The sequence below is a fragment of the Candidatus Ponderosibacter sp. Uisw_141_02 genome (assembly GCF_048087665.1).
In the GTDB taxonomy this organism is placed as follows: domain Bacteria; phylum Pseudomonadota; class Alphaproteobacteria; order Puniceispirillales; family Puniceispirillaceae; genus UBA3439.
The window spans coordinates 1,798,298-1,812,605 of record NZ_CP159807.1 but is presented as its reverse complement, the minus strand read 5'-3'; the positions used below and the strand labels follow the sequence as shown (position 1 = coordinate 1,812,605).

Genomic DNA, 14,308 nt, shown 5'->3' with positions numbered 1-14,308 from the left:
TTTAGATAAGACTTGTTATGCCTCGTATCATAAGCGTGAAACCAGCGCAGGCCAGCGCAAAATGCACGATATGACGAAAGGTTATTTCACTGATGCGGCGGCGCGCCAAATGACCGGCTTGTTGTCCGGCCATTGCGGGGATTAACATTAGTGCCGATAATAAAAGGTTGTCACCAACTGGAAATCCAGCATGTGAAATGCCAAGCCACAAAGCAACATAGCCAAGCGATAAAAACACCCCAAGAAGCATGGCAAGATCGGCTTTTTTGATCCGCATCATCATGAATAATTGCAAGCTTGGAAAAGAATATATCGTTGTCAGACTGCCAAGAATGCCTGATGCAATGCCGGCTGGAATGATCAGGCGATTCATCGTTTTGGGCGCAAGTGACCGGTTTTGGAATTGACGAAGCGGAAAGCTGGATAGAATGGCATGAAGTGCGATCATCAGCCCAATCAAAATGCCAAGAAGACGGCTATCAATCGCCACCATCAATGGCGCGCCAATAAGCATGATAAGGGTTGATGTGGTGACCAAGGGCCAGAATTGTTGCAAAATTTTCCATTGCTTCCGGTTCAGCCAGATCTGTTGGATATTCGCAATGGTGATCGGCAAGGCAAGAATGGCCACAATTTCGGGAAGTGGCAGCACCAACAGCATGATTGGCGTTGCAATCAGCGGCAAACCAAACCCCAATGCCCCTTTGACAAAACAACCAAGAAGCACCGCCATCAAAACCGCCAGACCATCAGCGGATAAAAGACTATCGATAATCATTGCCGCTCATCTTTGTGGTCGCCGTTTTGCAATCGCCTGAAAATGAGGGTGCCATGCTTGCCTTTGCTGCCAGAGTAAACCTCGCCTAAAACTAACGGTCATGATATAACTTTCTTGTGATGGTTGCAAAATAGACAGAGATCAAATCGGCGGATATGTGGCGCTTTTTTAAAGCGCATCAAGACAGGTTTTTGGGTTGTGTTTGGCAATTGATGTGCAAGCTTTAGAAAGCAAAACCTAGCATGAAAAGGATTCCTGGCTCATACAAAATATGCGTAGCGTTAAACACCCGCAATGATATGTGGGCAAAAGACAGATTAATTACCATCTTTGGATGGCGAAAAACGGCTGGGATTGCCCTGCTTTATGGGGAATTACAGGCGCAAATCATGCGCAAATCGTGAAAGTTGTCGATGATCATAGATCGTTATTTCCGGATTAAATTGTGATGGGCGCTGACGTGATCATGCTGATCATCGCCGGTGCGTTTGCTGGTGGTTTTGCCAATGGCCTTGCTGGATTTGGTACCGGGCTATTTGCGCTTGGCTGGTGGTTGGCGGCAATGCCGCCACTTGATGCGGTGATAACGGTTGTTATCATGTCGCTTGTTGGCGGCGTTCAGGGGCTTTATGCGGTTCGTAATGCCATTGATTTTGGCGAGCAGTTGCGGTTTTTGGCACCAGCTTCGATCGGCATCATGCTCGGTTATCTGTTTTTAGACGCGGTCAATGTCACAATGCTAAAGCTGTTGGTGGCCAGTTTACTAATCCTGTTTGGCGGCTTTTTCACCTTTCGAAAAACGCTGCCAAAACTGACTAAACGGTATCTTGCTGCTGATGTTTTTGTCGGGTTTGTTAGTGGGTTGTTTGGCATGGTGGCGGGAATGTCAGGAGCAATTTTGACGATGGGCTGTTCGCTTTATGATTGGAGCAAGGCGCGTCGCCGCGCTTTGGTTCAGCCATTTAATATGATTGTTCTTGGCGCTGTTCTTGCCCTGATGATTTGGCGCGGGGTTATTGAGTCGCGCATTTGGCTTATCGTTGCGGTGGCCTTTCCCTTTTCGGTGCTTGGGACGCAAACGGGTATTTTTGTTTTCCGCCGGTTGAATGATCGACAGTTTCAGCGATTATTGATATGGTTAATTCTTGCTTCAGGCCTTGTGCTTTTGGCACGCGAACTCATTGCCAATATGCCTTTTGTATAGGGTGTTATTGGCATTTTCTATTATTTGTAACAGGCATAATCATGCCGCAAATCTGATAAAAAATGTAAAGGGATGGTTATGAGCGAAGTGCCAATGGGAAGCCGTGATGATGTTTTAGCTGGTGGCGGTACTGGTGGGACTACAAGTTCGCCAATGGCCTTTCCGATTCCGGCTGACGAGCTTGGTACGGTTTCGATTGTTCCCAATGGTTCATTTGAGGCTGGCAGCTATCAAACTTTTGTTCTGACCTATGTGGCTGGCAAATTCGGGATTGATGATTCCGGATCAATGCGGGTCTGTTTTCGGTTTGCCAGTGATCAAACCCGCCCGCAATTCGAAGATCCAAAAGGGCCAAACTATACCACAATCGAGGCATCAAATAACGCAGTCCTGACCTATCATTATGATCCAAAGGGCAATGTGCGGCCGTGGGACAGAACGCTTTATATCAAGGTTGTTCGCGGCTTTCTGCGCGAGGGTGACAAGATTACCATCACATTTGGTGACCGGTCAGGCGGCTCGCCGGGTATGAGATTGCAAACATTTTGTGAAGATAGCTATGAATTTCATACGTTGATCGACCCAATTGCAACCTATTGCTATCAGCCGATGCCGGTGCAGCCGGTGATCAAAATCATTCCTGGCAAGCTCGACCGCTATCTGGCGGTAGCACCGACAATCCGCGAGATTGACGAAAGCTTTTCGATCAAATTCAAAGGCGAGGATAAATGGGGTAATCCGTCCGATCAATGCAATATCCAGCTTTGTCCGCGTGCCAGCCATCCGGTGCAGAATCTGCCCGATGTGGTTAGTCTGAAACCGGGTGAATTTTTTGGTGTGATTGAGGGACTGTCGGTTGCCAATGCTGCGGATTTGCATATTGATTTTCTGGATGATGCTGGTGCGGTAATGTGCCGGACAAACCCGATCAGAATTGAGCCCGCGCCCCTATCACGCCATTTCTGGGGTGATCTTCATGGCCAGTCAGAAGAAACCATTGGCACTGGCAGTGCTGAGGCCTATTTTGCCTTTGCCCGCGATTACGCATTTGTTGATGCAACTGGTCATCAGGGAAATGATTTTCAAATCACGGGTGATTTCTGGTCACAGCTTGACCAGCTCTGCCAGCAATTTAACGAAGATGGAAAATTTGTTGCCATTCCGGGCTATGAATGGTCAGGCAATACTGGGCTTGGCGGTGATCGGAATATCTATTTCCCGAACGAAGGACGAACTATCCGGCGGTCATCGCATGCGTTGGTAACCGACCATTCGGATATCGACACGGATTGTAATTCGGCCGAAGAATTATTCGCCACCTTTGCCGAACATGGCGAAGATGACGTGGTTGTCTTTGCGCATTGTGGTGGACGCTATGCCGATATCGAGCTGGCACATGATGGCAGGTTTGAAAAAGCCATGGAAATTCATTCAAGCTGGGGCAGTTTTGAATGGCTGGTGCAAGATGCTTTCCGGCTTGGCTATCGCGTTGGGATTGTTGCCAATTCGGATGGGCATAAAGGACGCCCGGGCGCCAGCTATCCGGGTGCGGCGCTGTTTGGCGCGGTTGGTGGATTGACGTGTTTTTTGATTGATAGCCTGAGCCGTGAAACGATTTTAGAGGCAATCCGCAAGCGTCATCATTACGCCACCACTGGCGGTGAAAATGGCCGTCCGCTGATCACGCTTGATGCCGATTTTCCGCAAGGTGGCACAAAGTTTCATGATGATCCGCGGCATGGCCGCGACAAGGGCATGGCGGCCAATCAGGCGATCATGGGCGATATCGTTCATCTGCCATCAGGTAACCTGTCGATCAAGGTTGACATCCGCGCCAGTGTTGCCATTGAACGGGTTGATGTTTTCAATGGATTGAACCTGATTGAAACGATCCGCCCTTATGCAAAAGAAGATCTTGGCAGCCGTATCCGCGTGGTTTGGGAAGGCGCTGAATATCGGGGTCGTTTCCGGCAGGTGATTTGGGATGGTTCGGCCTTTTTGTCTGAAAATGAAATCTTATCGGCAAGCCCAATCAATTTTTTCAATAAGGATAAAACGCTGAACCAGCCGTCACCGCATGAATTGAATTGGCGCGCTTTGACCACCGGCAATATTGGTGGTTTCGACATGGTTCTTGCCGACCCTTATAGCGGTACATTGAAAATTGAAACGCCATTGATAAAGGCTGGTGTGCCTTTGGAAGATATCGGATTTGAGGATGAGGTTTTTGATCGTAGCGGGGTTTTGCCGCGCTATCTAAAGCTGTTCCGCCTGCCGGCAGTCAACCCGCATCAATCCATGCAGTTTGAACGCAGCATTTCATTACAGCCGGAAGGCGATAACCCAATCTTTGTTCGGGTGACGCTGGACGATGGCACCTTATGCTGGACAAGCCCAATCTATTTTTACCGCTCGTCAGACCAGCCATAAATTTTTGTAAATCACGGCCTTGGATTAAGATCCATAGGTGCATTTACGCAAATATTCGGTCACTTCGGTTCGGGTGCTAAATTGGCTGAGCGTGCTGGCATGGATGGGCTGGCGCATCTGCAGCGAAATCGTATGCCCCATCTTTTTGCAAATTTCACGAAACATCAAGGAATAGCCAAGTGTTACGCTGATCCGGCGCGCCATCTGATATAACAGCGAATTACGACCATCAAAGTAAAATGGGATGGTCGTTGTGTCTGGAACCTGCGCCAGCTTGGCGGCAAAGGTTTTCCATTCGGTATCAATGGCATTGCCAACAAGGTTTGGCGCCAGCGAAATGGCGCCAGCTGGAAAAACGATTACCGCGCCACCATTTTCCAAATATTTTGCCGCATCGGCTCTTGTTTTTAAATTATTGGCCAATGCAGCTTCGGTTTCGTCAAAATCAACAGGCAGAATTTTATCCATGACGGCTGGAGCCTGGCGAAGGACACGATGGGTGATGATTTTGTAATCTTGGCGAACCTCGGCCATCAATGCGCAAAGCACTAGGCCGTCAATTACGCCATAAGGATGGTTGGCAATGGCAAGCGCCCGCCCAGTGGCCGGAATTGAGGCGGCAATGCCATCAACATAGCTTCGCGTCAGATCAATTGAAATATCCAGCCGCCCAAGCGCATCTGACCAAAAATTCTGCGGCGGCAATTCATCATTCACATAGTCAAAATAGATTTTACGGATGCGTGGCTGTCCGGTGATCTTTTCGATTGACCGGATGAAATGGTTTGAAACCATACCCAATTCCCCATTTGCAAAGGAAAAAATCGGGTGCAAATCTGTGGATTGAGACGCGTTCGGTCGCATGCGCGGCGGGATCCCTGAAAACCTAACGAATATTCCTTAAAAGATAGCAGTTTTGTGGCGCGATGACAGCAGCAATTTGGCGTTCCATCAACAAAAATCCAAATTTACGAAAAATCAGTTTAGCGAAAGTGCGGGCATTGCCTGCGATGCCAAGCCGCGTTCGTTTTACCGGCTTTTTCGGCAATGGGTGGCAGACGGCAAATTGCCATAATAGGCTGGCTGATTAGTCAATCATAATGTGTCCTGAAACAGATTATGGCATCAATTCGCGAATTGGGCTGCCAGCGATCATCGCCTCGACAGCCTCTAAGGTTTCACCATAGAAAATTCCCATCGTTTCGCGGGTGACATAGCCAATATGCGGTGTCATCAAAAGATTGGGTGTATTGCGAAGCGGATCATTGGCCGGAACCGGCTCATGGTCGTAAACATCAATCGCGGCACCAGCAATTTGTCGGCTTTCAAGCGCAGTGGTTAACGCCTCCATATCAATAATGGGCGCGCGCGATGTGTTGACCAGATAGGCATCGGGTTTCATCATGGCTATTTCTTCTGCGCCAATAAGATGGCGAACACGCGCTGATAGTTTTAGATGAATCGAAATAAAATCAGAACTGCGAAAAAATGTGTCACGATCAACATAAGAAACCCCAACCTCATTACACCTTTCTTCAGTCAGGTTTTGTGACCAGGCCTGAATTTCCATGCCAAAGCCCTTGGCATAACCAGCCAATTGCGCGCCAAGCCTGCCAAGCCCCAAAATGCCAAGTTGCGCACCACGAAGATCACGGCCAAGATGCGTTTGCCAGCCGCTCTCACGCATCGCTGTTGCGCTGGCAAAAATTTGTCGTGCCTGCATTGCGATCAAGGTGAAGGCAAGTTCGGATGTAGCATGACCCGGCGAGCCGGTGCCGCTAACCATCAAGCCGCGCGATTTGGCAGCGTCAATATCAAGCGCGGCGTTCCGCATACCACTTGTTACAATGCCTTTCAGATTTGGCAACTGATCCATCAGCGCAGCATCAATGGGCGTGCGTTCGCGCATCATGCAGATGATGTCATAGGGTTGTAACCTCTCGACAAGGGCGGTGCCAGTAATGGTGTCATGGAATGTATCAATGGTCACGTCGACTCCAAGCCGATTCCAGTCACAACTGTCCATTGCGCATTCGAGCCAATCATCCAAAATTGCAATTTTCATGGTTTTGATCCTTTTGATTTTTCGGTTTGAAATGGTCACTGCGAAGGTTTGACATTGTCGGTTATGAGATTGTGTTTTTTGGCAAAGGCAATCACAAACGGAAGCCCAAGGAATACCATCATCACCCTGATGGTGTGGTGGAAGGCAACAAAAGCAACATCAAATCCGAAAATCAAAGCGAGTAAAGTCACCTCGTAAAGGCCGCCCGGAACAAAAGCCAAAAGCATTTTGATGAAATCGACACCAGTTAATTCCGATAGTCCGTAGGCTGTGATGCCATAAGTGCCAAGTACGATGAAGGAGTTGACAAGCGCATCACGCAAATAAACCGCAAGTTCGACAAATGGCACGCGGGCAAGGCGCGCGCCAACCGATCCGCCGATGGCAACCTGTGCCAGAATAACAAATTCACTAATGCGTGGTATCTCGACAAAGCCAAGGATATGTAGCGCTGAGCTAATCATTAATGGCCCAATAAGTTGCGGCATTGGGATGTGCAATAGCCGCGCGATCGGCAAGCCGCAAATGGCAATTGCGATAAAGGATAGCAGTGTTTTGATATCAAGGCTGACGAAGCTTGGCATGGATTGCAGCGCCATATTTGATGCGGTGACAGCAGCCTGACCCTCAACCAAGGCCAGAATGAAAGGCGTTGAACAAAATACCAGAGCAACACGAACCAGATGGAACAGGGCGACGACATAATCTTTTTCCACCAGATCTCGGCTAATGGTGATCACTTCGGCCTGCCCACCTGGAATACAGCTTAGCAGCGCCATGATGAAACTATATCTACGGATTTGCATTAAATAGAAAAGACCAACAAGCGTTGCCAAAATCGTGGCCAGGAACATGGTGGCAACGGTAATGCCTGATGATCCAATATGGGCTAAAATATCGGGTCGGAAATTGGCGCCGATAAGGGTGCCAAGTCCAAGAATAACCGGCACAAAAACCCAGCGTGGAATACCAACGCGCGAACGAAGCGGCGGAATGAGCCCGGCAATAACCCAAACGCCAAACAAGCTGCCTAGCAGAAATGGCGCTGGCAGGCCAAAAATCTTAAAAACATGGCCAGTAAAAAAGGCGATGCTTGAGGTGACAATTATATTTTGAATATCCGACAGCACGGGCCGCATGGAAACTCCTACAGTGGGGTGGATTGGGCTGATGGCAGCTCCAGTTGGTTTTGGGCGTGCAATTGACTAGTCCATATTGTCCTTATGCCCAGATGCAATGAGTTGTAACCGCGCTTTGACCGCATTTTGAAGATGGGTGCTGGCGGCCTGTTTGGCGGCGATGGGGTCGTGCGTCTGGATGGAATTGTTGATCGCGTCATGTTCGGCACCAATTTCACGAACCCGCTCAGCAAGGCTATAGGCGGTTGGACCAAGAAGCACCATCAAGATGCTAAGGCGCTGCAAGGTTTCAACCAGAAAGGAATTGTGGCTTGCAAGGGCGATGGATTGATGAAACTGGCCGTTCAGCTTGGCAAGGGTTGCTGGGTTGGTGCCATCATTGACGAGAATTGATTCTTTGGCGCGGATTTCGGCAATGAATTCACGTTCGGCAGGGCTTGCTTGCGCAGCCGCCAATTCAGCCGCCATTGACTCTAGCTTAGCGCGCAATTGATAAAGCGCGTGAATATCCTGATAGCCAAGGGTGCGGACACGAAGCCCGCCATCATTACTAATCGATAAAATCCCCTCGGCTTTTAATGCTGACATGGCTTCGCGAAGCGGTGTGCGACTAACGCCAAGCTGCTGGCCAAGGTCAACTTCCTTTAGCCGTTCACCGGGCACAATATCGCCAGCGGTAATGGCTGCAATCAGAACGTGCCTGATTCGCGATGTTGCTGCCAAATTGCCACCATGATTATTTTGGACTGTTAGGTCGTGTGCCGCCCAGTTGGTTGACATTGCCGCCTCCTGATTCCTATATTGTATGCAAATGTATGCAATAGATCAAGGCGCCCCAATGTTAGATAGCAACAGTCAGCCTCTATTTGAGAAATCATGGGATATAGTAGTTATTGGTGGAGGAAATGCTGGGTTGTGCGCGGCTATTACTGCAGCTGAGCGTGGTTGTTCAGTGTTGGTTGTTGAAACTGCGCCACGCGAATTCCGTGGTGGAAATACCCGGCATACTAGGAACCTTCGTTCGGTCCACGACGAGCCAACAGATGTTATGACAGACCGCTACACATTTGAGGAATACTGGGATGACCTCATGAGGGTCACCAAGGGTGTTACAAATGAACCGCTTGCAAAACTAACCCTAGAAAGCTCACAAGCGCTAATGGAGTGGTTAATTGAGCGCGGTGTAAGGTTTCAAAAAGCCTTGTCAGGTACATTGAATTTAAACCATACCAATGCGTTTTTTCTTGGGGGTGGCCGAGCAATGCTTAACAGGCTCTGTCGATTTGCAGGGTCAGTTGGAGTTAATTTTGTTTATGAGGCTGAAGTAACCGATATTTTGCTTGAAAATGGTTTTTGTGAGTCCGTGGACGTTACATGGGAGGGGCAGTCGTACCGAGTTAGATGCAAGCAGCTTATCACTGCAGCGGGTGGCTTTGAAGCTGACCTTGATTGGCTTGCAGAAGGTTGGGGTGATGCGGCAAAGAATTTTCTCGTTCGAGGCACGCCTTATAATAAAGGCAAAGTGTTGCGCGTGCTTCTGGATCGCGGGGCGCAGCCTGTTGGCTCACTTGACCAATGCCATGCAGTGGCGATTGACGCACGCGCGCCAAAATATGATGGTGGTATTGCTAGCCGTGTTGATGGGGTTCCCTTTGGAGTAGTGCTCAACAAGAGCGCCAAGAGGTTCTATGATGAGGGTGAAGACTTTTGGCCAAAGCGCTATGCGATCTGGGGTCGTTTGGTGGCGGGTCAACCCGATCAGATTGCGTATGCAATTGTTGACTCTGAAGGGGTTAAGCGGTTTATGCCTTCAGTCTTTGCTCCAATTGCTGATGATACAATTGAGGGGTTGGCAATCAAGCTTAGCATCGATCCAGTGGCGGCGAAGAGCACTGTTGATGCGTTTAATGCAGCCTGTCCTGATGGCCCAATTGACCAAATGAGTCTTGATGGCAAGGCGACAAAAGGTCTGACACCCAAAAAAACCAACTGGTCAGCACCAATCAGCAAACCGCCCTTTTTTGGCTATCCTTTGCGGCCTGGAATTACCTTTACCTATATGGGGGTTGCGGTAAATGATAGGGCGCAGGTTTTGATGCAAGATGGCAAACCAGCTGCAAATCTATTTGCCGCTGGTGAAATTATGGCAGGCAATGTTCTTGGACAGGGTTATTTGGGAGGAATTGGCATGACAATTGGCGGTGTTTTTGGCCGTATTGCAGGGGCGGAGGCAGCGCGTGTCCTTAACCGATGATATCGAAGCTGACGGGTTTGATCTCAAATCGCTTCTCGACCCAGAAGCGGCTGGTGAAGTCATTCGGGTGATGCAAATTTGCAATGCTTGTCGCTATTGCGAGGGGTTTTGCGCGGTGTTTCCAGCAATGACCCGCCGTCGACAATTTGACGAGGGCGATGTCGGCTATCTTGCCAATCTGTGTCATAATTGCGGGGCTTGCTATCATGCGTGCCAATATGCGCCGCCGCATGAATTTGGCGTGAATGTGCCGCAAGCGCTTGCCGCTGCGCGTAATGACAGCTATGCGGCCTATGCTTGGCCAGCGCCTTTCGCGGTTCTGTTCAGACGCAATGGCCTGTTTGTCACGCTTGGCGTATCGGCTGGTTTGGCGCTAACGGTTGGGCTGATGCTGGCGATGATTGCGCCACAGCTTTTCTGGGGTGTTCACTTGGGTGAAGGCGCTTTTTATCGAATCATGCCGCATACGATGATGGCCGCGGTGCCATTGGCAATTTCGGCGTTTGTTGTGGTTTCATTCGTCATGGGCTGGCGGCGTTACTGGCGTCATACAGGGGCGAAATGGGGCGGGTTTGCCGATCTTGTCGATGCGGTCAAAGCTTCGGCAACGCTTCGCCATCTTGGTGGCGATACGTCAAGCGGTGTTTTGTCTGGGCCGGGTTGTCCAACTGGCGATGACGGGTCAAACAATGCGCGGCGTATCTATCATCAATTGACGATGTATGGGTTTTTGCTGTGTTTTGCCGCAACTTCGGTTGGCACGATTTATCATTATGGCTTTGGCCGTGAGGCACCATATGGCTATTTCGAACTGCCAGTGGTTTTAGGCACAATTGGCGGAGTAATCTTATGTATTGGGACTGCGGGGCTGTTTGTTGAAAAGCGGCGCTTGCATCCGTCGGTTCGCCATGATGACGGGCTTGGCATGGATTACGCTTTTATCGTGTCGCTGTTTTTCGTTAGCTTTACCGGCCTGTTATTGCTGGCGGTGCGCGAGACCAGCTTTATGGGCGTGACGCTTGCCATTCATCTTGGCGTTGTTTATGGCTTTTTCCTGATTTTGCCCTTTTCAAAATTTGTGCATGGGCTGTATCGGTTTGCCGCATTGATTGCCAGTGCGGGTGAGGCACGCCGAAGCTAGCCGCCGTTAATAGCCAAATGTTTGTGAAATAACCTTGGCCGACTCGACCAAAAGGCTACGTCGTGCTAGTGCATCATCAAGATCAAATCGCTGTTTTGGGCCATGCATGGCAAGCGCCGCAACATAACGACGCTGCGAATCCAGAACCGGTACGGCGATGGCGACCATGCCTTCGTGAAATTCTTCCATATCCAACGCATAGCCATTTTTGCTGACCCGCTGTAATTCATCTTCAAGCGTGTCAATGCTCGTATGGGTAGAGTCGGTATAGGCGTGCAAATCCAAACTTGCCAAAAGGATGCGCCGCTTTGCCGCCGGAAGATTGGCAAGATAGGTTTTGCCGCTTGCCGTACAATGAAACGGCACATGCGTTCCCACGGGAAGCAAAATCCGAAAGGGCCAGTTGGTTTCGACGCGGTCGGCATAGATCATGCCTTTGATTTCCGGCCTGACAAAATTTACCGTTTCGCCGGTTTCGCGGGCGATATTCTGCAAAATTTGATGGCGCGTGGTTTGGCCAGCGGCATGCTGGGTCAATCCCGCCGCAAGCCCAAGAAGCCGTTTTGTCGGGTGTAGGCGGCGTGCCTGTTTCACCAGATAGCCCTCGGCAATCAAGGTTTGACATAACCGGTGCAGGCTCTGTTTTGGCCAATCCAGCTGTTCATTGATTTCGGTTGGCGTCAGCGGCCGACCCGCATCGGCAATCACTTCAAAAATTCGCAAGATTCGTAGATTTGGTGCTGTCGATTCGGTCATTGTTGCTCTCATTTGCGGCCTTTTTCGGCACAGAAAATAACGCCTAAAAGCATATTTCACTTGAATGAGGCGAGGTTTCGTGCATGTTTTATTTGTTTAATATCATAAAAGAGACTAAAAGTCTCAAAAAATAAATAAATCTATAAAAAAGTTTGTTTAGGGGGGGGAGTTGGAGTTTGATTACATCATCATCGGCGCTGGGTCAGCGGGCTGTGTAATTGCGAATCGCTTGTCCGCAAACCCATCTGTTTCGGTTGCCTTGATCGAGGCCGGGGGTGAAGATCGCTATCCGTGGATTCATATCCCCGTTGGTTATTTCAAAACCATGGGCAACCCAAAAACCGATTGGTGCTATCGCACCCAGCCTGATCCGGGGCTGAATGGGCGTTCGATCAACTGGCCGCGTGGCAAGGTGCTTGGCGGCAGCAGCTCAATCAATGGTCTTTTATATGTTCGCGGACAGCCGCAAGATTTTGATCATTGGCGGCAGCTTGGAAATGCTGGCTGGAGCTGGGAAGATGTATTGCCATTATTCCGCCGTGCCGAAAATTGGGAAGGCACCCCATCGCCTGAACGCGGCGTTGGCGGCCCGTTGAATGTGTCGGAAAACAAGGTTGATCGCGACATTATCGACGCATGGGTTGAGGCGGCGGCACAAGGGGGCTATCGCCGCATCGATGATTATAATCGTGAAGATCAAGAAGGGGTTGGCTTTTTTCAGATGACGATGAAAAACGGCATGCGCTGTAGCGCGGCCGCGGCCTATCTAAAGCCGATCCGATCGCGCAAGAATCTGCATATCATCACGCATGCCCATACGGACAAGATTGAATTTGACGGCATGCGCGCCACCGCCGTGATGGTGCGGGTTCGCGGGAAAAGCCAGCGAATCACAGTTGGTCGCGAGATAATTTTGTCGGCTGGTTCGATCGGATCACCACAGATTTTGATGTTATCGGGTATTGGCGACCAGAATGACCTTGGCAAGCATGGCATCGAACCAACGCATCATTTGCCCGGAGTTGGCCGGAATTTGCAAGATCATCTGCAAGCGCGCCCTGTTTTCAAATGTAACGCCAGCACGATTAACACCGAAACCAAAAACCCGCTTCAACTCGCGTCAATCGCGCTTGAATATGCGTTTAAAAGATCGGGGCCAATGGCAATGGCGGCCAGTCTTGGCACAGCCTTTTTGAAAACGCATGATGCGTTGGAAACACCTGATATCCAATTTCATCTACAGCCCTTTAGTGCTGATAGCGTTGTCGAGGGAAGCCATAAATTTTCAGCCTTTACCGCATCGGTTCTGCAATTGCGGCCGGAAAGCGCGGGGCATCTCGAACTGGTTTCGGCCAATGCTGATGATTATCCGGCAATTCATCCAAACTATCTTGCCACGAAAACCGATTGCGACACGATTGTTGCCGGTATTAAGATTGCCCGTGCGGTTTGTCAGACTGAACCAGTGAAATCATTGATAACCGAAGAATATGCCCCGGGGCGGCGGTGGCGGATGATGATGATGCCATTCTGGACTGGGCGCGCAATACAGCAACAACCATCTATCACCCCACGGGCACCTGCAAAATGGGGCAGGATAAAATGGCGGTGGTTGATGAAAGGCTGCGCGTCTATGGCGTTCAAAATCTACGCGTTGCCGATGCGTCGATCATGCCAGTGATCACATCGGGTAATACCAATGCGCCAACAATCATGATTGGTGAAAAACTATCAGATTTGATTTTGGAGGCCGTGTGATGAGTATGTCTGGTTTGGATATTTCACAATATGGTCTTGCCGAAGTCAGCGATATTTTGCAGATCATTTTCGCCGATATCATTCTGTCGGGTGATAATGCGCTGGTCATTGGCATGGCAGCGGCAGGATTGGCAGCCACGCAACGCAAGCGTGCAATTGCCATTGGCATGGCGATGGCGGCAATCTTGCGGATTCTGTTTGCAATTGTCGCGGCACAATTATTGGCGATCAAAGGAATTTTGCTGATTGGCGGCGGCTTGTTGGCATGGGTTTGCTATCGCTTTTACCATGACTTGAAAGAATTTAACCGAAGCAATGATCAAGCGCTGGCCGACGGTGGGACAACATCTGCTGATGGTGAAAAACCGGCGGAAAAGAATTTTGGCCGCGCTTTGTTTACCATTCTGGTGGCTGATGTTTCGATGTCAATCGACAATATTGTGGCGGTGGCGGCGATTGCCCGCGACAACACGGCGCTTCTGGTTTTCGGGCTTGGGCTGGCGATCGCCTTTATGGCGTTTAGCGCGTCACTGATTATGAAAATAATGATTCGTTATCGGTGGCTGTCATATCTGGGATTATGGTTCCTGATCTATCTGACAATCACGATGCTTTATGACGGTTTAATCGACCTTGGGCTGATCACGGCTATTTTCTAGCAGTATCGCCAAGGACAGGAAAAGGGATGAGTTTATCAGGCAAGCAGAAGCGAGGTTTGGTTCGATTGTCTGAATTGGCTGTAGGCGGCAAAATTTATGTTGGCAGACCTTCATCAACATGATG

11 protein-coding genes and 1 pseudogene are annotated in these 14,308 nt (G+C 49.7%); 6 read left to right on the top strand and 6 right to left on the bottom strand.

What is annotated here, in order from left to right; translation table 11 throughout:
* Position 1: 1 nt before the first annotated feature.
* The gene (locus ABXT40_RS09050) at positions 2 to 778 is read right to left on the bottom strand and encodes a sulfite exporter TauE/SafE family protein (protein ID WP_443645289.1); all 777 of its coding nucleotides are present in this window, start codon (positions 776 to 778) and stop codon (positions 2 to 4) included.
* Between the two features lie 448 nt (positions 779 to 1,226).
* Between ABXT40_RS09050 and ABXT40_RS09045 the strand changes: the two genes are divergently transcribed.
* Together ABXT40_RS09045 and ABXT40_RS09040 are read left to right on the top strand one after the other, a co-directional pair.
* A complete protein-coding gene (locus ABXT40_RS09045; protein WP_443645288.1) occupies positions 1,227 to 1,982 on the top strand; it encodes a sulfite exporter TauE/SafE family protein in 756 nt (251 codons plus the stop codon).
* A 78-nt stretch (positions 1,983 to 2,060) separates the two neighbouring features.
* The gene (locus tag ABXT40_RS09040; RefSeq protein ID WP_443645287.1) at positions 2,061 to 4,412 is read left to right on the top strand and encodes a DUF3604 domain-containing protein; all 2,352 of its coding nucleotides are present in this window, start codon (positions 2,061 to 2,063) and stop codon (positions 4,410 to 4,412) included.
* 24 nt (positions 4,413 to 4,436) lie between these two features.
* Here ABXT40_RS09040 and ABXT40_RS09035 read toward each other — a convergent pair whose 3' ends face one another.
* The 4 genes from ABXT40_RS09035 to ABXT40_RS09020 all read right to left on the bottom strand — a co-directional run bounded on the left by ABXT40_RS09035 (position 4,437) and on the right by ABXT40_RS09020 (position 8,396).
* Positions 4,437 to 5,207, bottom strand: a complete 771-nt coding sequence (locus ABXT40_RS09035; RefSeq protein WP_443645286.1) for a lysophospholipid acyltransferase family protein — start codon at positions 5,205 to 5,207, stop codon at positions 4,437 to 4,439.
* Between the two features lie 322 nt (positions 5,208 to 5,529).
* Entirely contained in the window at positions 5,530 to 6,486 is a 957-nt protein-coding gene (locus ABXT40_RS09030) for a D-2-hydroxyacid dehydrogenase family protein (RefSeq protein ID WP_443646995.1), read from the bottom strand.
* A 26-nt stretch (positions 6,487 to 6,512) separates the two neighbouring features.
* Entirely contained in the window at positions 6,513 to 7,616 is a 1,104-nt protein-coding gene (locus ABXT40_RS09025; protein WP_443645285.1) for an AbrB family transcriptional regulator, read from the bottom strand.
* A 66-nt stretch (positions 7,617 to 7,682) separates the two neighbouring features.
* Positions 7,683 to 8,396, bottom strand: a complete 714-nt coding sequence (locus ABXT40_RS09020; RefSeq protein ID WP_443645284.1) for a GntR family transcriptional regulator — start codon at positions 8,394 to 8,396, stop codon at positions 7,683 to 7,685.
* Positions 8,397 to 8,454: 58 nt separating this feature from the next.
* Here ABXT40_RS09020 and tcuA point away from each other — a divergent pair, with 58 nt between their 5' ends.
* A complete protein-coding gene (gene tcuA / locus ABXT40_RS09015; RefSeq protein ID WP_443645283.1) occupies positions 8,455 to 9,870 on the top strand; it encodes an FAD-dependent tricarballylate dehydrogenase TcuA in 1,416 nt (471 codons plus the stop codon).
* A 1-nt stretch (position 9,871) separates the two neighbouring features.
* Positions 9,872 to 11,011 carry a tricarballylate utilization 4Fe-4S protein TcuB gene (tcuB, locus tag ABXT40_RS09010; protein ID WP_443646994.1) on the top strand — a complete coding sequence of 380 codons (1,140 nt, stop codon included), beginning with the start codon at positions 9,872 to 9,874 and terminating at the stop codon, positions 11,009 to 11,011.
* A gap of 6 nt (positions 11,012 to 11,017) precedes the next feature.
* Here tcuB and ABXT40_RS09005 read toward each other — a convergent pair whose 3' ends face one another.
* On the bottom strand, positions 11,018 to 11,767 hold the full coding sequence (locus ABXT40_RS09005) for an IclR family transcriptional regulator (RefSeq protein ID WP_443645282.1): 750 nt from the start codon (positions 11,765 to 11,767) through the stop codon (positions 11,018 to 11,020).
* A 169-nt stretch (positions 11,768 to 11,936) separates the two neighbouring features.
* Here ABXT40_RS09005 and ABXT40_RS09000 point away from each other — a divergent pair.
* Together ABXT40_RS09000 and ABXT40_RS08995 are read left to right on the top strand one after the other, a co-directional pair.
* Positions 11,937 to 13,525, top strand: a pseudogene (locus ABXT40_RS09000) (GMC family oxidoreductase).
* Positions 13,525 to 14,184: a YjbE family putative metal transport protein gene (locus ABXT40_RS08995; protein ID WP_443645281.1), complete on the top strand. Its 660-nt coding sequence runs from the start codon at positions 13,525 to 13,527 to the stop codon at positions 14,182 to 14,184. Before ABXT40_RS09000 ends, ABXT40_RS08995 begins: the two are co-directional and overlap by 1 nt.
* Positions 14,185 to 14,308 lie beyond the last annotated feature (124 nt).

What these genes read in the sequence shown, in the direction of transcription:
- ABXT40_RS09020 (WP_443645284.1), bottom strand. Translation starts at nt 8,396, where the DNA reads ATGTCAACCAACTGGGCGGCACACGACCTAACAGTCCAAAATAATCAT.
- ABXT40_RS08995 (WP_443645281.1), top strand. Translation starts at nt 13,525, where the DNA reads ATGAGTATGTCTGGTTTGGATATTTCACAATATGGTCTTGCCGAAGTC.
- ABXT40_RS09050 (WP_443645289.1), bottom strand. Translation starts at nt 778, where the DNA reads ATGATTATCGATAGTCTTTTATCCGCTGATGGTCTGGCGGTTTTGATG.
- tcuA (WP_443645283.1), top strand. Translation starts at nt 8,455, where the DNA reads ATGTTAGATAGCAACAGTCAGCCTCTATTTGAGAAATCATGGGATATA.
- ABXT40_RS09040 (WP_443645287.1), top strand. Translation starts at nt 2,061, where the DNA reads ATGAGCGAAGTGCCAATGGGAAGCCGTGATGATGTTTTAGCTGGTGGC.
- ABXT40_RS09045 (WP_443645288.1), top strand. Translation starts at nt 1,227, where the DNA reads ATGGGCGCTGACGTGATCATGCTGATCATCGCCGGTGCGTTTGCTGGT.
- ABXT40_RS09025 (WP_443645285.1), bottom strand. Translation starts at nt 7,616, where the DNA reads ATGCGGCCCGTGCTGTCGGATATTCAAAATATAATTGTCACCTCAAGC.
- ABXT40_RS09035 (WP_443645286.1), bottom strand. Translation starts at nt 5,207, where the DNA reads ATGGTTTCAAACCATTTCATCCGGTCAATCGAAAAGATCACCGGACAG.
- ABXT40_RS09005 (WP_443645282.1), bottom strand. Translation starts at nt 11,767, where the DNA reads ATGACCGAATCGACAGCACCAAATCTACGAATCTTGCGAATTTTTGAA.